Raw genomic sequence first — 20,140 nt, forward strand, 5'->3', positions numbered from 1 at the left:
TCGACCGATCGGCGCGGCCGGTCAGTGAGCGGACTTCAGGCGGGCGATTTCGGCTTCGAGCTCGGCGTTGCGGTGTCGGAGACGGTCGATTTCGGCTTCGAGTGGAGCGCGGCCTGCGCGTGCGTAGTCCTGGATCCACTCGGTGCGGTAACGGGGAGTGATGTTCTTGGTGCAGTTGCGGTCGAACGCTTCGATCCGCACCACGAACGCCCGGTCCGAGCGCATGTCGATCGGACCCGCCGACGTGGTCAGGAGTCGGTCGAGGAGCTGGGGATCGTCGGCGCGTTCGACGACCTCGGCACGGCCGAAGATCTTGACCCTGGTGCGGGTCGGGTAGTCGACGAAGAACAGAGCGACCCGATCGTCGGCGTCGAGATTGCCCAGTGTGACGAACTGGTTGTTACCCGAGTATTCGGCCCACGCGATGGTCGCGGCGTCGAGCACGTGGACGAAACCCGTTGGACCACCGCGATGTTGGATGTAGGGCCAGCCGGAGCCGGTGACGGTCGCGAGGTAGAACGAGTCGGCCGCCCGGATCAGGCCCGCCACTTGCGGCTCCAGTTCTTCGGGCTCGCCGATGTCGGCGCCGTCGGCCATCCGCCTGCCGTGGACGGTGAAACCACCACCGCTGTGCTGGCGGCGCGCGGTGGCCGCGGAGAAGGCGATGGCTCCGTATCGGGTCGGCTTGTTCACCCCACCCACGGTACGACTCGTGATTCGTCAAGGATCGGTCCGCCGTGCCGCTGATGTCGGCGCGGGTGTCAGCGCTACGCTTTGGCTAACCGATGAAGGAAAGCTCGACCAGGACGAGGAAGGGCGTGCGTGGTGGAGTCGACTACTGCTGCGAAACTGCAAGAGCTGCGGGTCAATCTGACGGCGGCGCGGGAACCCGCGGGGGATGCGGGAATCGCCAAGCGTGCGGCGAAAGGAATACCCGGTCCACGCGAACGCATCGACATACTTCTCGACCGAGGCAGTTTCACCGAAATCGGCGCGCTGGTGAAACAGCCGGGCGCGGCCGACGGTCTCTACGGTGACGGTGTTGTCACCGGACACGGCAGGATCGACGGGCGACCGGTGGTGGTGATCGCCCACGACCAGACCGTGTTCGGCGGATCGGTGGGTGAGATGTTCGGGCGCAAGGTCGCGATGGCGATGGATCTGGCGGCCGATATCGCGTGCCCGTTCGTGGCGATCAACGACTCCGGCGGTGCGCGGGTACAGGACGCGGTCACCTCGCTGGCCTGGTACGCGGAGATGAGCAGGCGGCAGACCCGGCTGTCCGGGGTGGTGCCGCAGGTGTCGGTGATGCTGGGCAAATGTGCTGCCGGCGCGGTGTATTCGCCGATCAATACCGATGTGCTGATCGCGACCGAGTCGGCGTACATGTTCGTGACCGGTCCCGAGATCATTCGCGAGACCACCGGCGAGGAAGTGACCCTCGACGAGCTCGGCGGCGCGTTCAACCAGGCGAACAACGGCAATATTCACCATGTGGCGGCGGACGAGAAGGCCGCATTCGAATGGGCGCGCACCTATTTGAGCTTCATGCCGTCGAACTGCTACGAACGGGCGCCGCTGGTCAATCCCGGTCTGGAACCGGAGATCACCGACTCCGATCGCGAACTCGACGCGCTGATACCGGATTCCGATCGCAGGGGTTACGACATGTACGAGGTGCTGCTCCGGATCTTCGACGACGGGGAGTTCCACGAGATCGGCGACGGCGCCGCTCGCAACCTGATCACCGGATTCGCGCGGGTCGACGGGCGCAGCGTCGGTGTCGTCGCCAATCAGCCGCTGGTGGCCAGCGGCGCGATCGATGCGCGCGGGTCGGACAAGGCCGCGCACTTCATCCGCCTCTGCGACGCGTTCGACATTCCGCTGGTGTTCGTGGTCGATACACCGGGAGTGCTGCCCGGAGTCGAGGAGGAGAAGATCGGCGTCATCAAACGCGGCGGCCGGTTCTTCTACGCGGTGGTCGAGGCGACCGTTCCGATCGTCACCGTCGTGGTCCGCAAGGCCTACGGCGGCGGCTACGCGGTGATGGGGTGCAAGCAACTCGGTGGCGACATCAACCTCGCGTGGCCGACCGCACGGATCGCCGTGATGGGCGCCGAGGCCGCGGTGGGCTTGACCCAGCGCAAGCAGCTCGCCGCCGTTCCCGAGGCCGACCGGCCCGCTGTGCGTCAGCAGATGGTCGACTTCTACAACGCCGCCGTCGCCACCCCGTGGATCGCCGCCGAACGCGGCTATATCGACGCGGTCATCGAGCCGTCGAGCACCCGCCTGGAAATCCGTAAAGCGTTGCGCCTGCTCGGTGACAAGCACATCGAGCAGGCGCCGCGCAAACATCGCCTGATGCCGTTGTAGCGTCCCTCACCGTGCGGTCGCGGTGGCCTGCGCGCACGCTTCCACGTAGCCGCGAACCAGTGGACGGTTGTCGTCGCGGCGCCAGGCCAGGGCGATTTCGCAGGGGCTGACGCCGGTGACGGGCCTGGTCACCACACCGTCGTGGGCGACCAGCGGGGCGTTGCCGGTGGCGAGCAGCACCACGCCATCGGCGTTCACGAGGGCCTCGTAGGTCTCCTCGGTGCTCGACACTTCCGCGCCTATCACCGCTGGTCGTCCGCCGCGTTCGTCCACGGCGAGCCAATAATCGCGCAGGGGTCCCGCCGAGCTCGGCAACGCGAGGAACGGCTCGTCGAGCAGGTCGGCGAAGTCGATCCGGTCGTGCGCGGCGAGGCGGTGCGACTGCGGGAGCGCGACGAGCCTGGGTTCGGTCGCGACCACCAGCCAGTGGTAGCGATCGCTGTCGATACCGCGGCCTCGGCCGTTTCCCAGGCCGCGAGCAGGCGCGTCGCGTGCGGCAACAGTGCCGCGCCGACCGAAGTGAGGGCGACCGAGCGGGAGTCACGGGCGAAAAGCTCGGCCCCGAGCTGACTTTCGAGTCTGCGGATCTGTTTGCTGAGCGCGGGCTGCGAGAGGTAGAGCGCCTCGGCGGCAGCGGTGAAGCTCAGGTGGTCGGCCACCGCGACGAAGTATCGCAGGTCGCGTCCGTGGACATCCATATCTCCTGGTTATCACAACCTCGACGCCATCCGCGACGACGTACTCGCCTGGGAAAAGGTCTCCCGCGCCACGACTTTCGACGAAGGCTGACCCCGACCGCCGCCTAGACCGGAGGCGACGACGAACCCCTCGATACCGCCGATGACAGGGCCGCGTCACGGCTAGGCGCTGATGGGATCCGCCTGGGGCGCAGTAGAACTCCCCGGCCGCGAGCGCCGTGCGACCTCACGGACGAGCAGATAGATCGGGAAGGCGATGGGCGACAACAGGATCGTGCCGACCAGCAGCGGGCCCATCAGCAGCGGATGGACGTCGCGCTCGCGACTGTCGAGGTAGACCCAGCGTCCGAGGAACAGATCCCACGCGATGATCTGCGCCCACAGCGCGGTCAGCACAGCCGGATCGGCAGTGGCTTCGGTGATGGCGGCCAATGACGGCGACGTCACCAGCGACCACATCGCGCCCAACACCGGCACCGCGACGATCGCCCACACCACCAAGGGCACCGACACGATCCACGGTGAGGAGATGATCGTGCGGGTCCAGCGCCAGGTCGGGGCGAAGATCATCAATGCCCAGAACGGCACCGTGACGAAGAACGACAGGTCGAACAGCGTGCTCATGCGGTGACTACCTTTCGGGTACCGGCCGCGCTCGCGACCGAGATCATGCTTCCGACAACAACTCCGGTGACGATCGCGGCCGCGACGGTGAGTGTGGCCTGATCGGGGTGGATCAACGGCTGCCCACGCAGCGCCTGCCAGGTGACCAGCGCGAGCACCGCCGCGTAACCCGCCGACGCGGTGATGATCAGGCCGAGCCGGACACGCACCGACCGCAGCAGCGGAATCCGTGGCGCCAGCACGACCAGCAGTGCCGCGAGCAACGGCAGCGCCTGCAGGGCGTGCATGCCGAAGAAGTGCGGAATGCGCAGGTCTCCGTTGGTCGTGCTCCACCCGGTCAGCGGCATGCCGGGCGTACCGTCGGGCGCTCCCACAGTGTGTGCGCCCGCGATTCCCTCGACGCCGGATTCCCGCTGCGGCATCAGATTTCCCAGCGCCAACCCGACCAGCGTGATCGCGATGCCGAGACGAATCGACCAGGTGATCGAGGCGTCGCCGAGGCGTGCGCGCATCAGTCCGATCCCGATCACCAGGGTCGCCAGGAACAGGATGACGATGGTGGATCCCATGATCACCCAGAGGGTGCCGTCCAGGGCGGTGGTCGTGTTGTAGTGGCTGCGAGTCCCGCGGATCACCTGCCCGAAGATGATCGCCTGTTCGATCACCCCGGCGACCACGATCACCGTGGCCATCCGCGAGGCGAGCCGAGAAGGCTTGGGCCGCAACGACATCAACCAAGCCAGCGCCACGCCGTAGAAAACGAACGAGATCGCGAACTTGGTCGGCTTGAACCAGGCGGTCGATCCGGCGATCATCCGGTCGTCGACCAGCATCCCGATCAGGCCGACCACGACGAGCGCGGCGTTGACGGCGGCGAAATACATCAGCGGTCGATGCAGCGGAGCTTGGGGGCGGGGCAGCGAGGGAACGGTCAGGACTGACATCGAAATCTCCCAGAGATAGATAGCTATACTATCTGTTATGGATAGCTAGACTATCCGCTATGGGTGACGTAGGCAAGGGGTAGGAACACAACGGAGGTAAGAGTGCGAATCTCGGAGTTGAGTGAACGCAGCGGCATCGCGGTGGCCACCATCAAGTACTACCTGCGCGAGGGCCTACTGCCCGCAGGTGAACGCAGCAGCCCCAACCAGGCCAGCTACGGCGAAGACCACCTGCGCAGACTGCGCCTGATCCGCGCGCTGATCGAGGTGGGCGGGATACCGGTCGCCACCGTCTCCGATGTCCTCGCCGCGATCGACTCCCCCGAGATGCCCCTGTTCCATGTGCTCGGGGTGACGCAGGACAGTCTGTCCACACCCGTGCCTGCCGCGCACGACGCCGAATGGGACCGCGCGTACGAGGCCGTGCGCGCGGAGATGGACCGGCGCGGCTGGGACATGAAACCCAGCCCACAGGCCATCGACACCCTGACCGGAGTGATCGTTCGACTCGCCCAACTCGGCTACCGGGACTGGGCCGCCACCACCCTGCCCACCTATTTCGACAGCACCCGCGAGATCGCGGAGAACGACGTGGCCTCCGCCCTGTCCGCGGGCGGGCGCGACGACATCATCGACGCGGTCGTCGTACTCACCGTCCTCGGCGACACCGCACTGGCCGCCATCCGCCGCATCGCCCAGGCCCAGGTCTCCCTGGAACGCCTGAAGAACCAGGAAACCCCCTGAGAAAACCTCAGGGGGTCAACTGATCTCGCAAGAACATAGTCCGGCCAAAATACGCGGGGAGGCGGGACAGTCAGAGCAGACGTGACAGGAAAGCCTGCGTCCGCTCGTGTTGTGGGTTGGCCAGCAGTTCACGCGGCGGACCCGACTCCACGACCACACCGGCATCCATGAACACCAGCTCGTCGGCGACCTCGCGGGCGAAGCCCATCTCGTGGGTCACCACCAGCATGGTCATGCCCGAATCGGCCAGCTCCCGCATCACGGCGAGCACCTCACCGACCAGCTCGGGGTCCAGTGCCGAGGTCGGCTCGTCGAACAGCATCAGCTTGGTATCCATCGCCAGCGCTCGCGCGATGGCGACGCGCTGCTGCTGACCGCCGGACAACTGCGCGGGATAGGCATTGCGCTTGGCCGAGAGCCCGACCCGTTCGAGCAGTTCCTCGGCCCTGGTGATCGCCTCGGCCTTGCGGATCCCGCGCACCTGGATCGGCGCCTCGATCACGTTCTCCAGTGCCGTACGGTGCGGGAACAGGTTGAAATGCTGGAACACCATGCCGATATCGCGCCGCTGCACCGCGGCGTCGCGCTCATGCATCTCGTAGAGCTTGCCGTTCTTCTCTCGGTAGCCCACGAGATCGCCGTCGACATAGAGCCTGCCCGCGTTCACCTGCTCGAGGTGATTGATGCACCGTAGGAACGTCGACTTGCCCGAGCCGGACGGCCCGACCAGGGTGAGCACCTTGCCGCGCTGCACCTCGAGCGAGATGCCCTTGAGCACCTGCAGCGCGCCGAAGTTCTTGCACACCCGGTCAGCCAGCACCATCGGCGGGACTGCCACAACTGGTTCGGTCATTTCGCCTTCACCGCCGCCTGCGCCGTGGCCAGTTCCTGTAGCTGCTTGGCCGTCAGCTGCCGGGTGGCACCACGGGAGTAATAGCGTTCCAAGTAGTACTGGCCGACCATGAGCACGCTGGTGATCGCCAGGTACCAGGTGGCACAGACGAGCAGCAGCGGGATCGGCTGGAAGTTCACGCCGTAGATGTCACGGGCGCGGCCGAACAGATCGGTACTCAACGGAATCGCGGTGACCAGCGAGGTCGTCTTGAGCATGCCGATCAGCTCGTTGCCGGTGGGCGGGATGATCACCCGCATGGCCTGCGGCAGCACCGTGCGGCGCATCGTCTGCGTCCACGACATGCCCAGTGCCACCGACGCCTCGCGCTGCCCCTCGCCGACGGAGTTGATCCCCGCGCGCACGATCTCGGCCATGTACGCGGCCTCGTTGAGGCCGAGGCCGATCACGGCGAACAGGAACGCGGCCTGCAGGCTCTGCACGTCGAGATGGAAGAACTGCGGGCCGAACGGCACACCCAGGTCGACTTGCTTGTAGAGCGAGGGAACCAGGCCCCAGAACACCAACTGCACATAGACCGGGGTCCCGCGGAAGATCCACAGGTACACCCAGGCCGCGGTGCGCAGCACCGGGTTGGGCGACAGGCGCATCACCGCGAGGACGGTGCCCAGACCCACCGCGATCGCCATCGCCAGCACGGTGAGTTCCAGGGTGACGATCGCGCCGGCGGTGATCCGGCTGTCGAACAGGTACTTGCCGTAGGTGTCCCACCGGTAGGCGGGATTCGTGGCAGCACCGTAGACGAACAATCCCACCAGGATCAGGATGATTGCCGCCGCGATCCAACGGCCCGGCCTGCGCAGCGGGACCGCTTTGATCGGTTCGGGTTCGGTGCCCGGTCCGGGCACCTCCACCGTGTCTTTCTCGTCGGTCACGTCAGCTCACTGCACCGTTGATCACCGAGGTCTTGATCTGACCGTCCTGCACACCCCAGTTGGTGGTGATCTCGCCGTACTTGCCGTTGTCGATCAGATGCTGCAGCGCCTTCTGCAGAGCCGCCGCCAGCGGGGAGCTCTTCTGCACGGCCCAGCCGTAGGGCGCGGAATCGAACAGCGGGCCCGCGGCCTCGATCTTGCCTTCGCTCTGCTTGATCGCGTACGCGGTCACCGGGGAATCTGCCGACATCGCGTCGACCTGGCCGAGCATCAATGCGTTGGTCGCGGCGCTCTGCTCGTCGAATGCCTTCATATCGATGGCGGGCTTACCCTCGGCGACGCACTTGGCGCTCTTGGCGGGAATCTCGTCGGTGTGCTCGACCGTAGTGGACTGTACGGCGACCTTCTTGCCGCACGCATTGTTCGGATCGATCGCTTTACCGGTTTGCTGGGCCCACTGGATACCCGCGGAGAAATAGGTCGTGAAATCGACCTGCTGTTCGCGTTCGCGCGAATCGGTGATCGAGGACATACCCACGTCATAGGTCCCGGCCTGAATGGCGGGAATGATCTTCTCGAACGAGGATTCGACATAGTCGACCTCCAGTCCGAGGGTGCTCGCGACGGCGTCGAGGAGGTCGACATCGAAGCCGACGATCTCGCCGCTCGCGTCCTTGTACTCGTTCGGCTGGTACGGCACGTTCACGCCGACGACCAACTTGCCTGCCTGCTTCACTTTGTCGGGGACCGCCGCGGCGAGCGCGTCGACCTTCTCCACCGACACCTTGTTCACCGAGGCGCCGTCGCCCTCGGTGTTCTCGGCGCAGCCGGTCAACAACAGGGCACCGCCGGCGACGGTACACACCAGCCGCACGGCGCCACGGCCGAGGACAGTTCGAACAGACAAAGGAGCCTCCACATTTCACGTCGACGCCGGCCACGTGTCAGCGCCTGTTTGGCAATGTATGCGAACCGGACACAGCGTGGTGCGACAGTAACCGAAGATTAATCAGCCGATGTGAAAGGGGTCCCTTCACCTCCGGTGCACGCGGGCCCTGACCTGTTCGGTGAATTCGCTGGTGGAAGCCAGGCCGCCGAGATCCGCGGTCGCGATTCCGGCCGCTAACGTCGCCGCCACGGCACGGGTAATCCGGTCGGCGGCATCATGGAGAAAACGATTGTCGTCACGAACTGCCAACCAGCGCAACAGCATTGCCGCCGACAATTGCAACGCGGCGGGATTGGCCCGATTGTGTCCGGCCAGACCCGGCGCCGCGCCGTGCACCGCCTGTGCCATCGCGCGCGTGTCGGAGCAGTTGAGCGAGGCGGCCATGCCGAGGGAACCGCTGAGCTCACCGGCCAGGTCCGAGAGGATGTCGCCGAACAGGTTCTCGGTGACGATCACGTCGTACTCGGCGGGTGAGCGCACCAGGTGCGCCGCCATCGCGTCGACGTGTTCGTCGTCGACGGTCACCTCCGGATACTGCTCGGCTACTGCGTAGCAGACGTCACGGAACAGGCCGGTGGTCATCGGCAGCACATTGGCCTTGTGCACCACGGTGACCCGCTTGCGCCGACCCTGCGCCAGGCGCAGCGCCTGATGCGCGATCCGCTCGCACGCCTGGCGCGTGATCACCGCGACCGCCATCGCCACGTCCTCGGTGGGACGGAACTCCCCCGACCCGGCGAACATGTTGCGATCCGCGTAGAAGCCCTCGCTGTTCTCCCGAACGATCACCAGATCGATATCGGGCGCCATCGCGCGCACCCCGGTGAACGCGACGGCGGGGCGGATGTTCGCGTAGAGCTCGAGGCGTTTGCGGATGACGCCGCCCGGTGCCACCCGCATGTCCGATGGGTAGGAGGCGTTGTCGTGGGGGCCGAGGATCCAGGCGTCGAGCTCCTCGAGGGCTGTCAGAGTCTGTTCCGGCAGCGGGTTGCCGTAGGCGGCGATCGCGTCGTGCCCGATCACCAGCGGAACCCACTGCACCGGGGCCAGCCCGGCCGCGCCGATCGCCTCATCGACGACCGCTCGGGTCGCGGCCACCACCTCGGGGCCGATGCCGTCGCCGTCGATCACTCCGAGTCGCAGGCTCGCCTTCGTCGCGTTCACTCCGCTATCTTCGCGCGCGCCCGCCCGGCGGTGACCACGTGGGCGTGCTGACACGCGGCCGGGACCGAATTTCTGGCCGCTGTAGTGCGGATTCGCTGCCCGACCGGGCCGTGACGGCCGGAGCGTCGCGCGATCGGGGGAAGATAGTAGGACGCCGCGGCGTTACAGCCGAGGACACCGACAAGGAGAGGACGTCATGGCCACCCAGACGCTGACCCAGCAGAACTTCGACGAAGTCATCACCGGAAACGACGTGGTCCTCGTCGATTTCTGGGCTTCCTGGTGCGGTCCGTGCCGCAGTTTCGCGCCGACCTACGAGACCTCGTCGGAAAAGCACACCGACGTCGTCTACGGCAAGGTCGATACCGAGGCCGAGCAGGGACTCGCCGCTGCCGCCAACATCCAGTCGATCCCGACCATCATGGCCTTCCGCGAGGGCGTGCTCGTCTTCGCCCAGCCCGGCGCGTTGCCGCCTGCCGCGCTCGAGGATCTGGTGACCCAGATCAAGGACCTGGACATGGACGAGGTGCGCAAGCAGATCGCCGAGCAGCAGGAGTCCACTCCCGCCGAGTAGTTCGGCGCCCGTACTTCGGACGCAATGCAAAGGGCCCGTTCACCTTTCGCGGTGAACGGGCCCTTGTGTGTTCGTGTGGTGTCAGCCCGCGAGCAGGTTGACGCCGGCGATCATGGCGCGCACGGTCGATTCCGCGCTGTCGGCGGCTGTCGCCACCGCCCAGCCACGCCTGCCGTTGATCTCGCAGTGCATGAACGTGGCGATGCCGTCGGTGGTCGGGCGCTGATGGAAGCGCAGGATCTCGAGGGGGTAGCCCTCGTCGTAGAGCGCGGAGGTCATCACGGCAACGGGGCTGCCGGTGGCGATGACGGTGCGCAGATGGTCGGCGAATTCCAGGGTGGCGGTGAAATCCGTTCCGGAACAGGACCATTCGCGAAGAGCGATGGATCCGTCGGCGCGGGTGTACCGGTCGAGGAAAGCGGCGGGGTCGAGGTCGGTGAGCTCGGCGCGCAGGCCCTTGGGGGCGGCGTCGAACAGGGCATGGTCCAGTGTCAGCGTCATTGCAGGTGAGGTCTTCCCGAAGATGTCTTCGTTGGCAGGGTGGGACCAGCAGAACGATGGAAAGCAGCCCGCAGCGTAGGGGCTGGTCCGAATCAGACCCCGCTACGGCGGATTACTACGAGAAGAATTCGCCGTGAAGCTACCTGCGCGGTCTGCGCAGCAGCGACCGCGAGGTCGCGGTCAGCGACTAGCAGCGCGGCACAGCGGGCGGGATTCGGCACGCAGTCGAGAATAGGGCGATCGCCTCGAAACCGCAACCTGGTTCACCGCCCGGAGTGTCTACTGGTGAGTACCATCACCGCAGCTCAGGACAACGCCGCCGCTGCCCGGTCAGCGCCCTGGCACCTCGCCGGAGAGGGGTTCGACCGAGGCGAGAGCCCGCGCCGAACCATTGACATCGACCTGCACGCGCAGGCTGTCGGGCCGCGAGCTCGTCCGCAACACCACCTTGTCGGCCATCATCACCGGGCCGACGTGTTCGACGATCGCCCGATACGGCAACCGGTGGCGGTCCGGGTGCGCCGCGAGCGCCTCCTCGACCGCTTCCCAGTAGACGGCGTTGTTGACGTGGCCGAGCCGGTCGACATCGGTGACGCGCAGCGGGAACGGCACCGACTCCACGTGCGGGTCGTCGAGTTCGGTGAGGGCCGCTTTCCAGCGGAGGCGGTGCTCGGTGGTACTGGCCAGCATCGGCGCCATGAACGCCTCACTCATCCGGGCTGGTCGGCCGGCGACAGGGTCGATGTGGATCAGGAAGGCCGCGGCCTCGATGTGTCCGCCCTTCTCCCCGCGCAGCTGAATTCGCATGTCGCACCAGCGATTCGAGAGCGCGTCGGCCCACCGACGTAGCTGGACGCGGTCGCCGAACACGATCGGCTCGTACACGTCGATGACAGTGCGTCGCACGATCCACGCCTGATGGGTGTCGCCGTCCTCGACGGCATCGAGGTGATCGAACCCGATGTCCTGCAGATACCGCGCCACCGCGTCGAGCCGCAACCGGTCGTCGCCGTCGGTATCACCCAGCCGCACCGGCCACGACATCGCGAAGGCCTGCTCGATATCGGGGCAGTCGGGCAGCGGGGTCGCGATGACGTCAGCAGTCATAGGGCCGATGCTGCCACAGTTCGCCACGCCCGCCCCGATACCCCCGCACGCGTGGCGAGCGTCTCAGCGGTACATCGACCGAAGACAGTGAATCGCAGAACTTTTCGTCCGTAAGGTCGGTTCGAAGCCCCCGGACAGGATGGATGCGATGCTGATCGATTTCACACCGGACCAAGCGCTCTATCCCTTCGAGTCCCGCTGGTTCGATTCCTCCGTCGGCCGGGTGCACTACATCGATGAGGGCTCCGGGACCCCCATCCTGTTCTGTCACGGCAGCCCCACGTGGAGTTTTCTCTATCGCAAGATCATCATGCGACTGGGTGCCCGGTTTCGTTGTGTAGCAGTCGATTACCCGGGCTTCGGCCTGTCCGAGCGGCCACCGGGCTACAGCTACACCATCGCCGAACACTCCGCTGTCGTCGGCGAGCTCGTCGACCATCTCGGACTCGACCGGTTCGTGATCATGGGCCAGGACTGGGGCGGGCCGATCGGTGCCGCGGTGGGCGCCGATCGCACCGACCGGGTTCGCGGGCTGGTGCTCGGCAACACCCTGTTGTGGCCGACGGAAACGTGGCCACAGAAGGTGTTCAGCCGGGTCATGGGCAGCGCGCCGATGCAGCGGCGGATCGTGCGTGACAACCTGCTCGTCGAGCGTTTTCTGCTCCGTGAGCTGCGGAACACGATCAGCGACGCCGAGGCCGATCACTATCGCGCGGTGCAGCCCTCGCCGGAAGCGAGGCACGGCATCGCCGCGATGCCCGGACAGATCCTGGCTGCCCGCCCTTTTCTCGAGCAGCTGGCCACCGACGTGCCCGCTCGACTCGCGACCACACCGACACTGCTGATCTGGGGCATGAAGGACATGGCTTTCCGCCCTGCGTCGTTCCTGCCACGGATGCGCGCCACGTTCACCGATCACCAGGTCGTCGAGTTGCCCGATGCCAGACACTTCATCCCCGAACACGAGCCCGGCAAGATCGCCGAAGCTATCGTCCAGCGTTTTCGCTAGCGCCGCCTGGACTGCGTGCCGGTTCCGGTCGTCGAGTCCGAGCGAATCTCTGGCTAATAAAGTGTGACCAGATTGTGAATCTCCCGCGAGTCGCCGCCTGGAACGGGCGATCGCACTGTAGCGTCGCCGCCGCTAGGCCAATTGTTACTGCGTGAAAGGAATTGTTCGACATGGCATTCGAAGTCACTGGGGCTATCGGCGATCACTACAACGAAGCCGGTGGCGCGTCCAGCCCGCTGGGTGAGCCGACCTCGGCAGAGCAGGACGCCCCCAACGGTGGCAAGTTCCAGGAATTCACCGGCGGAGTCATCTACTTCAAGCTCCCGACCGGAGCCAAGACCGTGTACGGCGCCATCCGACTGGCATGGGAAGCCGAAGGCGGCGCGGGCGGCCGACTGGGCTACCCGACCACCGACGAGCAGGACATCGACGGCGGCAAGATCAGCCAGTTCGAGAACGGCTCGATCAGCTACTCGATCGCCGACGATGCGGTGACGGTCAACGCGTAATCAGCGTTCCCTGACGATGGGCACCTATCCGAGCGGGTAGGTGCCCATCGTCGCGTCTGCGCTATCTCAGTGCGCGGCCGCGTCCCAGCTGCGTCCGGTGCCGACGGAGACGGTGAGCGGCACCGAGAGGTCGATCGCGGCTGACATCTGTTCGCGCGCAAGGGCTTCGAGCGTTTCGCGTTCGCCCTCGACCACCTCGAAGACGAGTTCGTCGTGGATCTGCAGGAGCATGCGCGAGCGCAGTCCGGCGTCGCGGATCGCGTTCTGCACGTTGATCATCGCGACCTTGATGATGTCGGCGGCGGTGCCCTGGATGGGGGCGTTGAGCGCCATGCGCTCGGCGGATTCGCGGCGCTGGCGGTTGCTGGAGTCCAGGTCGGGCAGGTAGCGGCGGCGACCGAACAGGGTTTGGGTGTAGCCGACCTTGCGGGCCTGATCGACGACGTCGGACAGGTAGTCGCGAATGCCGCCGAAGCGATCGAAGTAGACGTCCATCTGCTCTTTGGCCTCGGTCGTGCTGATCTTCAGCTGGGCGCTCAGGCCATAGGAACTGAGACCGTAGGCGAGGCCGTAGGACATGGCCTTGATCCGGCGGCGCAGCTCGGGGCTCACCTCCGCGATCGGGATATCGAAGGCCTTCGACGCGACGAAGGTGTGCAGGTCCTCGCCGGAATTGAACGCCTCGATCAGACCGGCGTCGCCGGACAGATGCGCCATGATGCGCATCTCGATCTGGCTGTAGTCGGCGGTCATGAGCTCGGCGAAGCCGGGGCCGACCACGAACGTGTCGCGGATCTGGCGGCCGGTGTCGGTGCGGATCGGGATGTTCTGCAGGTTCGGCTCGGTCGAGGACAGGCGACCGGTCGCGGCGATGGTCTGGTTGAACGTGGTGTGCACGCGGCCGTCGTCGGAGACCGACTTGAGCAGGCCGTCGACGGTCACCTTGAGCCGGGTCGCGTCGCGGTGGGCGAGCAGGTGTTCCAGGAACGCGTGGCCGGTCTTCTCGAACAGCGATTCCAGCGCGTCGGCATCGGTGGTGTAGCCGGTCTTGGTGCGCTTGGTCTTGGGCATGTCGAGCTCGTCGAACAGCACCACCTGCAGCTGCTTGGGCGAGCCGAGGTTGATCTGCTTGCCGATCACGTCGTAGGCGGAGTTGGCCGCCTCGGTGACCCGGTCGGCGAACTGCTGCTGGAGGTTTTCGAGCTGGGCGACGTCGACCGCGATGCCCGCTTCCTCGAGCTGACCGAGCACACCGAGCAGCGGCAGCTCCATCTCCGTGAGCAGCGGGGTCGATTCGATCGCCTCGAGTTCGGTATCCAGGGCCACGGCCAGGTCGGCGACCGCGCGGGCGCGCAGCATCTCCTCGCGCGCGATATCGGCGGCGACGGTGTCCTCGTCGTCGAGCAGGGAGAGCTGGCCGGTGTCGCCGGTCTCGACGCGCAGTTCGCGCTTGAGATAGCGCAGGGACAGGTCGTCGAGGTTGAAGCTGCGCTGGCCGGGGCGCACCAGGTAGGCCGACAGGGCGGTGTCGGTGGTGAGACCGCCCAGGGTGAAGCCGCGCCCGCGCAGGGCGTGACCGGCTGACTTGGCCTCGTGCAGGGCCTTGAGTACCTCGGGGTCTGCCAGCCACGTCGCCAGGGCCGTCTCGTCCTCGGGGGTGAGCACGGTCAGATCGATGTAGCCACCCTCGCCGTCGGCGGCGGCGATGGCGAGGGCCCGCGCGTCACCGTGCACCGGCGTGCCGGTCCCGACGATCGAAAGGCCGTGGCGCACACCGGCTTTCGCATGCTCGGCCAGCCAGTCGGCGACCGCGCCCTGATCGAGGGCGCCACCGCTGATCTCGAAACCCGATTCGGCTTCCGGCTCGGGGGAACCGAGGGTGTCGAAGAGCCGGTCGCGCAGGACCCGGAACTCGAGGTCGTCGAAGAGCTGGTGGATCTTGTCGCGGTCCCACGGAGCCTTGGCCAGCTGATCGGGGCTGTAGGGCAGCGGCACCTCACGCACCATCTCGGTGAGCTGGCGGTTGAGCACCACGCTGGACAGGTTCGCGCGCAGCGACTCGCCGACCTTGCCCTTCACCTGATCGACCCGGTCGACCAGGGTGGCGAGGTCACCGTATTCGCGGATCCACTTGGCGGCGGTCTTCTCCCCCACCCCGGGAATGCCGGGCAGGTTGTCGCTCGGGTCGCCGCGCAGCGCCGCGTAGTCGGGGTACTGGGCGGGCGTGAGTCCGTACTTGGTCTCCACCTCGGCCGGGGTGAAGCGGGTCAGATCCGAGACGCCCTTCTTCGGGTAGAGCACGGTGACGTCGTCGTTGACCAGCTGGATCGCGTCGCGGTCGCCGGTGACGATGAGAACCCGGTAGCCCTGGGTCATCGCCTGGGTGGTGAGGGTGGCGATCACGTCGTCGGCCTCGTAGCCGTCGATGGCCATCACCGGAATGCCCATCGCGCCGAGCACGTCCTTGGTGAGTTCGACCTGCCCACGGAATTCGTCGGGGGTGGCGCTGCGATTGGCCTTGTACTCGGGGTACGCCTCGCTGCGGAAAGTCTTGCGCGACACGTCGAACGCCGCGGCGACGTGGCTCGGCTTCTCGTCGCGCAGCAGATTGATCAGCATCGAGGTGAATCCGTACACCGCGTTGGTGGTCTGACCCGTCACCGTCTTGAAGTTCTCCGCCGGTAGCGCGAAGAACGCGCGATAGGCGATCGAATGCCCGTCCAGGAGCAGCAGCGTAGGCCGCTCGCCATCGGGGGCAGTGGTCGTTGTCGATGCCTGCGCAGTCGTCGGTGAACTCACGCGCATGAGTCTAGGCACCCCCACCGACAGAACCGGCCCCGCATCGCCCGAGAGCGATGCGGGGCCGGACACTCGCCGGATCCCGGGTCAGTCGACGCCGAGGTACGCCGACTTCACCGCGGAGTCGGTCAACAACGCCGCACCCGGGCCGGACTTGGTGACCTCACCGGTTTCCAGGATGTAGGCGCGATCGCTGCGGGTCAGAGCCTGTTGGGCGTTCTGTTCCACGAGCAACACGGTGGTGCCCTGGCGGTTGATCTCGCTGATGATCCGGAAGATCTGCTGGATCACCATGGGAGCCAGACCCATCGAGGGCTCGTCGAGCAGCAGCAGCTTGGGCCGAGCCATGAGGGCGCGCCCGATCGCGAGCATCTGCTGTTCACCGCCCGACATCGTGCCGCCGACCTGCTTGCGCCGTTCGGCCAAGCGGGGAAACAGCTCGAAGACCCAGTCGAGGGTCTGCTGGTACTCGGTCTTCTTCTCGAAAGGTCTGCCGTAGCAGCCCATATCGAGGTTCTCCGCGACCGTCATGCCGGGAAACACACCGCGACCTTCGGGCGCCTGGATCAGACCCTCGACCACCCGATCGTGGGCCTTCATCGTGGTGATGTCTCTGCCCTGGAACAGGATTCGACCCGACGTGAGCGGCAACAGACCGGACAGTGCCCGCATGGTGGTGGTCTTGCCCGCGCCGTTGGCACCGAGCAGGGTCACCAGTTCACCCTGGGCGACCGAGAGCGAAATGCCGTGCAGCGCTTCGATCCGGCCGTAGTTCACGACCATGTCCTGCACCTCGAGCAGCGGCGCCGCCGACTCGACAACGGCTTGCGGCTCATCCTTGCGCTCGTGCACCGCCACGGTGTCCGCCACCGTCGGCGAGGTCACCCCCTCCGCAGCGGCTGCCACGGATCCCTCGCGCACCTCTTCGACGGTGTCCGCGTCGGGAACGCCGAGGTAGGCCGCGATCACCGCCGGGTCCTCGCGCACCTCGGTGGGCAGGCCGTCGGCGATCTTGCGCCCGAACTCCAGTACCACGATCCGGTCGGTCACGCCCATCACCAGGCGCATGTCGTGCTCGATGAGCAGCACGGTGTAGCCGTCGTCGCGGATCTTGCGGATCAGATCCATCAGCGCCGACTTCTCGCTGGGGTTGAAGCCGGCAGCAGGCTCGTCGAGGCACAGCAGCTTGGGCTCGGTGGCCAGCGCCCGCGCGATCTCGAGCCTGCGCTGGTCACCGTAGGACAGGTTGCGGGCCTTCTCCACCGCGCGCGGTGCGATACCGACGAACTCGAGCAACGCCATGCCGCGTTCGATGGCATCACGTTCCTCGCGCTTGAACTTGCGCGTACGGAACACCGCGCCGGGCACCGACGTGGTGTGGCGAGCGTCGGTGCCGACGACGACGTTCTCGAGCGCCGTCATCTCGCCGAACAACCGCACGTTCTGGAACGTGCGCGCGATACCCATCCGGGTGATCTCGTTGCGCTTGGTCTTGGCCAGTGGCTGACCGTCGAAGTGCACGCTGCCCGACGCGGGCTTGTAGACACCGGTGATCGCGTTGAAGCAGGTGGTCTTGCCCGCGCCATTGGGGCCGATCAGGCCGAGGATCTCGCCGCGGCGGATCTCGAAACTGACCCCGTCGAGCGCGGTCAGACCACCGAATTTGACGGTCAGACCATCGGTACGCAGCAGTGGTTCGCCGACGGCGGTCTCGATCGCGCGATGCGGCGCGACCACCTCGGCGACCGTCTCGGCGTCGGCGAGTTCGGGCATCACCGCGGTGACGTCGACCTCGCCCGCGGGCTCCACCTCGGGCGGCGGCCGGTAGCCGGCCTTCATGTCTTCGTTGTCGTACAGCGCGTCTCCCGCGCCCGGCCCCGTCATTGCCCTGCTCCGATCGATTCGGCCGCCGGCTCGCGCACTGGTTTGCGCGTCACGGCCTGGTACACCTGTCTGCCGTAGGCGAGCAGCTTCTGCCGCACCGGGAACAAACCCTGTGGCCGCAGAATCATCATCACCACGAGCGCGATGCCGAAGTAGAGGTACTTCAGGTCACCGAGGTTCTGTGCGCCGCCCGGACGGAACAGCAACACGCTGCCGAACAGCAACAAACCGAGGATCACCCCGACGATCGTCACTCCGATCACCACCCGCCGGACCCACGCGGGCAGCCAATCCTTCTTCCACCGCCACAGCAGCCACAGCCCGATCAGCAGCGCGACATCGAGGCCGAGCATCAGATAACCGGTCGACTCGCTCGACACCAACTGCACCGACTGCAACCGCATCGGCAGGTAGGCGATGAGGAACGCGCCGACGATCACGCCGAGTTTGTTGCCCGAACCACCGAGCACCACCGCGCACAGGAACAGCATCGACAAGATGATGTCGAACTGTTTGGGGTTGACGTAGGTGACCTGACCGGCGTACATCGCGCCGGACAGTCCGCCGACCGAGGCTCCGATCACGAACGCCCACAGCTTGAACTTGAAGGTCGGCACGCCCATGATCTCGGCGGCGTCCTCGTCTTCGCGGATGGCGACCCAGGAGCGGCCGACCCGGCTGCGTTCGAGGTTGCCGATGATCAGCAGCACCACGATCACGAAGGCCATGCCGAGCCAGAACCACCAGGTGCCGTTGCTCGCCCGCTGGAAGGGATTCCAGCTGCTGGTGTCGCCGAGGTTGCCCGGAGAGAAGAAGCCGCCGGGGTGCGCCTCAGATTCGCCGACCGCGGGGTACGCGATCTTGGAAAGCCCGAGGCTGCCGTTGGTCAGCTCGCCCAGGTTGTCGGCCATCAGTCGGACGATCTCACCGAAGCCCAGCGTCACGATCGCGAGGTAGTCACCGCGCAGGCGCAGCGTCGGCGCGCCGAGGATCAGGCCGGCCAGCGCGGTCAGCGCGATCGCGATCGGCAGGCAGGCCACCCACGCCCAGCCGGGTTCCAGCCAGCCGCCGTCGGTCTGGTTCCACGGACTGTTCGGACTGGTGAGCAGGCCGACCGTATAGGCGCCGACGGCGTAGAAGCCGACGTAACCGAGGTCGAGCAGACCTGTCTGGCCGACCACCACGTTCAGGCCGATGGCGATCAGCGCGTACATGGCGAACTGCGCCATCACACCGCCGAAGCTCACGCCCGGAGTGTCGAGCAGCGGGGGCGGGAACAGCGGCATCAGCGCCAGCAAGGCGATGATCGGCACACCGACGGCCCACTGGGCCGGGCGTGAGAGCCCGTCCCACCAGACCCGGATCGCGTCACCGATGCCACGTCGATCCTGGTGCGCGACAGGCGCTTTCGGGGTTTTCGTCATGTCGGTCATGCGCGTGCCCTCCCCAGGCTCTCGCCGAGGATGCCGGTCGGCCGGAACATCAGCACGGTGACCAGCAGGACGAATGCCACCACGTCACGCCATTCGGTACCGAACAGGATCTGTCCGTACTGCTCGGCGACGCCGAGGATCAACCCGCCGAGCAGCGCGCCACGCAGGTTGCCGATGCCACCGAGCACCGCGGCGCTGAACGCCTTGATACCGAGGATGAAGCCGCCGGAGAAGATGATGCCGGTGGGGATGTAGAGCGTGTACAACATCGCGGCGGCGCCTGCCAGCAGCCCGCCGATGAGGAAGGTCAACACGATGACCCGCTCACGCGAGACGCCCATCAGCGTGGCGGTGTCGGGGTCTTGGGCCACCGCGCGGATGGCGCGACCGAATTTGGTTCTGTTGATGACGATCTCGGTGGTGACCGCGAGCACGATGGCTGCGGCGAAGATCACCAGCGCCACATTGGTGACCGGCGCGCCGAGGAAGGTGAACTGCACCTTCGGCTCCACGAGCCGGATACCGGTCTGGGCGTTGGACCCGCCGAGACCGGGCTTGATCTTGGGCAGGATGTAGTGGACGAACTCCTGGATCACGAACGACATACCGATCGCGGTGATCAGGAAGGCCAGCGGTTTCGCACCCCGCCTGCGCAGCGGCCGGTAGGCGACCCGTTCGAGCCCCACCGCCGCGATGCCGGAGACGAGCATGCCGAACAGCATCGCCAAGCCCAGATACAGAACCGTCAGCCCGACACCCTGGGAATACACGTTGCCGCTCGGCGCGAAGCCGAGCAGTTCCAGTCCCACATAGGTGCCGAACATGCCGAGCATGAAGATCTCGGAGTGGGCGAAGTTGATCAATCGCAGCACGCCGTAGACCAGCGTGTAGCCGACAGCGACCAGAGCGTAGATCGAGCCGTAGGTGAGGCCGTCCACGGTCAATCGCCAGAACTGGTCGATCACCCCGGAGACGTTGAAATCGATGGACCCCTCGGCTAACAGGGATACACCGAGCGAAGCCGCTGATGTCATGGTTAC

At 66.3% G+C, this 20,140-nt stretch carries 19 protein-coding genes and 2 pseudogenes; 5 read left to right on the forward strand and 16 right to left on the reverse strand.

Annotated elements, in window-relative coordinates:
- Window positions 1–21: 21 nt before the first annotated feature.
- Window positions 22–693 carry a pyridoxamine 5'-phosphate oxidase family protein gene (locus IBJ82_RS27555; RefSeq protein ID WP_194828893.1) on the reverse strand — a complete coding sequence of 224 codons (672 nt, stop codon included), beginning with the start codon at window positions 691–693 and terminating at the stop codon, window positions 22–24.
- A gap of 132 nt (window positions 694–825) precedes the next feature.
- Between IBJ82_RS27555 and IBJ82_RS27560 the strand changes: the two genes are divergently transcribed.
- Window positions 826–2,373, forward strand: a complete 1,548-nt coding sequence (locus IBJ82_RS27560; protein ID WP_194828992.1) for an acyl-CoA carboxylase subunit beta — start codon at window positions 826–828, stop codon at window positions 2,371–2,373.
- Window positions 2,374–2,379: 6 nt separating this feature from the next.
- Here the strand turns inward: IBJ82_RS27560 and IBJ82_RS27565 are convergent, their stop codons facing one another.
- From IBJ82_RS27565 to IBJ82_RS27575, 4 genes and pseudogenes are all read right to left on the reverse strand, one after another.
- Entirely contained in the window at window positions 2,380–2,793 is a 414-nt protein-coding gene (locus IBJ82_RS27565; RefSeq protein WP_370585506.1) for a LysR substrate-binding domain-containing protein, read from the reverse strand.
- A gap of 149 nt (window positions 2,794–2,942) precedes the next feature.
- Window positions 2,943–3,071: pseudogene (locus IBJ82_RS34870) on the reverse strand (LysR family transcriptional regulator); the annotation flags it as partial.
- A 162-nt stretch (window positions 3,072–3,233) separates the two neighbouring features.
- Complete coding sequence (locus IBJ82_RS27570) at window positions 3,234–3,695, reverse strand: ABA4-like family protein (protein WP_194828894.1); 462 nt, start codon at window positions 3,693–3,695, stop codon at window positions 3,234–3,236.
- Window positions 3,692–4,639: a hypothetical protein gene (locus IBJ82_RS27575; RefSeq protein WP_194828895.1), complete on the reverse strand. Its 948-nt coding sequence runs from the start codon at window positions 4,637–4,639 to the stop codon at window positions 3,692–3,694. Before IBJ82_RS27575 ends, IBJ82_RS27570 begins: the two co-directional genes overlap by 4 nt.
- 102 nt (window positions 4,640–4,741) lie before the next feature.
- On the opposite strand from IBJ82_RS27575, the gene IBJ82_RS27580 reads away from it, so the two are divergent.
- The gene (locus IBJ82_RS27580) at window positions 4,742–5,383 is read left to right on the forward strand and encodes a MerR family transcriptional regulator (protein WP_194828896.1); all 642 of its coding nucleotides are present in this window, start codon (window positions 4,742–4,744) and stop codon (window positions 5,381–5,383) included.
- Window positions 5,384–5,453: 70 nt separating this feature from the next.
- Here the strand turns inward: IBJ82_RS27580 and IBJ82_RS27585 are convergent, their stop codons facing one another.
- The 4 genes from IBJ82_RS27585 to IBJ82_RS27600 form a co-directional block, all read right to left on the reverse strand.
- Window positions 5,454–6,206: an amino acid ABC transporter ATP-binding protein gene (locus IBJ82_RS27585; protein ID WP_194828993.1), complete on the reverse strand. Its 753-nt coding sequence runs from the start codon at window positions 6,204–6,206 to the stop codon at window positions 5,454–5,456.
- 26 nt (window positions 6,207–6,232) lie between these two features.
- On the reverse strand, window positions 6,233–7,171 hold the full coding sequence (locus IBJ82_RS27590; RefSeq protein WP_194828897.1) for an amino acid ABC transporter permease: 939 nt from the start codon (window positions 7,169–7,171) through the stop codon (window positions 6,233–6,235).
- Window position 7,172: 1 nt separating this feature from the next.
- On the reverse strand, window positions 7,173–8,078 hold the full coding sequence (locus IBJ82_RS27595) for an ABC transporter substrate-binding protein (RefSeq protein ID WP_228537757.1): 906 nt from the start codon (window positions 8,076–8,078) through the stop codon (window positions 7,173–7,175).
- Between the two features lie 126 nt (window positions 8,079–8,204).
- Complete coding sequence (locus tag IBJ82_RS27600) at window positions 8,205–9,284, reverse strand: isocitrate/isopropylmalate family dehydrogenase (RefSeq protein WP_194828898.1); 1,080 nt, start codon at window positions 9,282–9,284, stop codon at window positions 8,205–8,207.
- Between the two features lie 196 nt (window positions 9,285–9,480).
- On the opposite strand from IBJ82_RS27600, the gene trxA reads away from it, so the two are divergent.
- Entirely contained in the window at window positions 9,481–9,858 is a 378-nt protein-coding gene (gene trxA / locus IBJ82_RS27605) for a thioredoxin (RefSeq protein WP_194828899.1), read from the forward strand.
- Between the two features lie 81 nt (window positions 9,859–9,939).
- On the opposite strand, the gene IBJ82_RS27610 is transcribed toward trxA, so the two are convergent.
- Together IBJ82_RS27610 and IBJ82_RS27615 are read right to left on the reverse strand one after the other, a co-directional pair.
- Entirely contained in the window at window positions 9,940–10,359 is a 420-nt protein-coding gene (locus tag IBJ82_RS27610; protein WP_056824583.1) for a hypothetical protein, read from the reverse strand.
- Between the two features lie 330 nt (window positions 10,360–10,689).
- Window positions 10,690–11,466: an acyl-[acyl-carrier-protein] thioesterase gene (locus IBJ82_RS27615; RefSeq protein ID WP_194828900.1), complete on the reverse strand. Its 777-nt coding sequence runs from the start codon at window positions 11,464–11,466 to the stop codon at window positions 10,690–10,692.
- Between the two features lie 148 nt (window positions 11,467–11,614).
- On the opposite strand from IBJ82_RS27615, the gene IBJ82_RS27620 reads away from it, so the two are divergent.
- Window positions 11,615–12,475 carry a haloalkane dehalogenase gene (locus tag IBJ82_RS27620; RefSeq protein ID WP_194828901.1) on the forward strand — a complete coding sequence of 287 codons (861 nt, stop codon included), beginning with the start codon at window positions 11,615–11,617 and terminating at the stop codon, window positions 12,473–12,475.
- Between the two features lie 170 nt (window positions 12,476–12,645).
- The gene (locus IBJ82_RS27625; RefSeq protein WP_056824593.1) at window positions 12,646–12,984 is read left to right on the forward strand and encodes an LGFP repeat-containing protein; all 339 of its coding nucleotides are present in this window, start codon (window positions 12,646–12,648) and stop codon (window positions 12,982–12,984) included.
- A gap of 66 nt (window positions 12,985–13,050) precedes the next feature.
- Here IBJ82_RS27625 and polA read toward each other — a convergent pair whose 3' ends face one another.
- The 5 genes and pseudogenes from polA to IBJ82_RS27645 form a co-directional block, all read right to left on the reverse strand.
- The gene (polA, locus tag IBJ82_RS27630; RefSeq protein WP_194828902.1) at window positions 13,051–15,789 is read right to left on the reverse strand and encodes a DNA polymerase I; all 2,739 of its coding nucleotides are present in this window, start codon (window positions 15,787–15,789) and stop codon (window positions 13,051–13,053) included.
- A gap of 81 nt (window positions 15,790–15,870) precedes the next feature.
- Complete coding sequence (locus IBJ82_RS34875; protein ID WP_228537797.1) at window positions 15,871–16,566, reverse strand: ABC transporter ATP-binding protein; 696 nt, start codon at window positions 16,564–16,566, stop codon at window positions 15,871–15,873.
- Window positions 16,567–16,758: 192 nt separating this feature from the next.
- A pseudogene (locus IBJ82_RS34880) lies at window positions 16,759–17,667 on the reverse strand (ABC transporter ATP-binding protein); the annotation flags it as partial.
- Window positions 17,664–19,100, reverse strand: a complete 1,437-nt coding sequence (locus IBJ82_RS27640) for a branched-chain amino acid ABC transporter permease (protein ID WP_194828904.1) — start codon at window positions 19,098–19,100, stop codon at window positions 17,664–17,666. The gene IBJ82_RS27640 and the pseudogene IBJ82_RS34880, both read right to left, overlap by 4 nt.
- Window positions 19,097–20,134 (reverse strand): branched-chain amino acid ABC transporter permease, encoded by a 1,038-nt coding sequence (locus tag IBJ82_RS27645; RefSeq protein ID WP_056824606.1) that lies wholly within the window; start codon window positions 20,132–20,134, stop codon window positions 19,097–19,099. The genes IBJ82_RS27640 and IBJ82_RS27645 overlap by 4 nt, the downstream gene beginning before the upstream one ends.
- Window positions 20,135–20,140 lie beyond the last annotated feature (6 nt).

It is taken from the genome of Nocardia sp. XZ_19_231 (assembly GCF_015355705.1).
In the GTDB taxonomy this organism is placed as follows: Bacteria; Actinomycetota; Actinomycetes; order Mycobacteriales; family Mycobacteriaceae; genus Nocardia; species Nocardia salmonicida.

Excerpts from the sequence above, each read along its gene's own strand:
- IBJ82_RS27570 (WP_194828894.1), bottom strand. The coding sequence starts at position 3,695 with ATGAGCACGCTGTTCGACCTGTCGTTCTTCGTCACGGTGCCGTTCTGG.
- IBJ82_RS27575 (WP_194828895.1), bottom strand. The coding sequence starts at position 4,639 with ATGTCAGTCCTGACCGTTCCCTCGCTGCCCCGCCCCCAAGCTCCGCTG.
- IBJ82_RS27585 (WP_194828993.1), bottom strand. The coding sequence starts at position 6,206 with ATGGTGCTGGCTGACCGGGTGTGCAAGAACTTCGGCGCGCTGCAGGTG.
- trxA (WP_194828899.1), top strand. The coding sequence starts at position 9,481 with ATGGCCACCCAGACGCTGACCCAGCAGAACTTCGACGAAGTCATCACC.
- IBJ82_RS27610 (WP_056824583.1), bottom strand. The coding sequence starts at position 10,359 with ATGACGCTGACACTGGACCATGCCCTGTTCGACGCCGCCCCCAAGGGC.
- IBJ82_RS27615 (WP_194828900.1), bottom strand. The coding sequence starts at position 11,466 with ATGACTGCTGACGTCATCGCGACCCCGCTGCCCGACTGCCCCGATATC.
- IBJ82_RS27620 (WP_194828901.1), top strand. The coding sequence starts at position 11,615 with ATGCTGATCGATTTCACACCGGACCAAGCGCTCTATCCCTTCGAGTCC.
- IBJ82_RS27625 (WP_056824593.1), top strand. The coding sequence starts at position 12,646 with ATGGCATTCGAAGTCACTGGGGCTATCGGCGATCACTACAACGAAGCC.
- polA (WP_194828902.1), bottom strand. The coding sequence starts at position 15,789 with ATGCGCGTGAGTTCACCGACGACTGCGCAGGCATCGACAACGACCACT.
- IBJ82_RS34875 (WP_228537797.1), bottom strand. The coding sequence starts at position 16,566 with ATGGTCGTGAACTACGGCCGGATCGAAGCGCTGCACGGCATTTCGCTC.
- IBJ82_RS27640 (WP_194828904.1), bottom strand. The coding sequence starts at position 19,100 with ATGACCGACATGACGAAAACCCCGAAAGCGCCTGTCGCGCACCAGGAT.
- IBJ82_RS27645 (WP_056824606.1), bottom strand. The coding sequence starts at position 20,134 with ATGACATCAGCGGCTTCGCTCGGTGTATCCCTGTTAGCCGAGGGGTCC.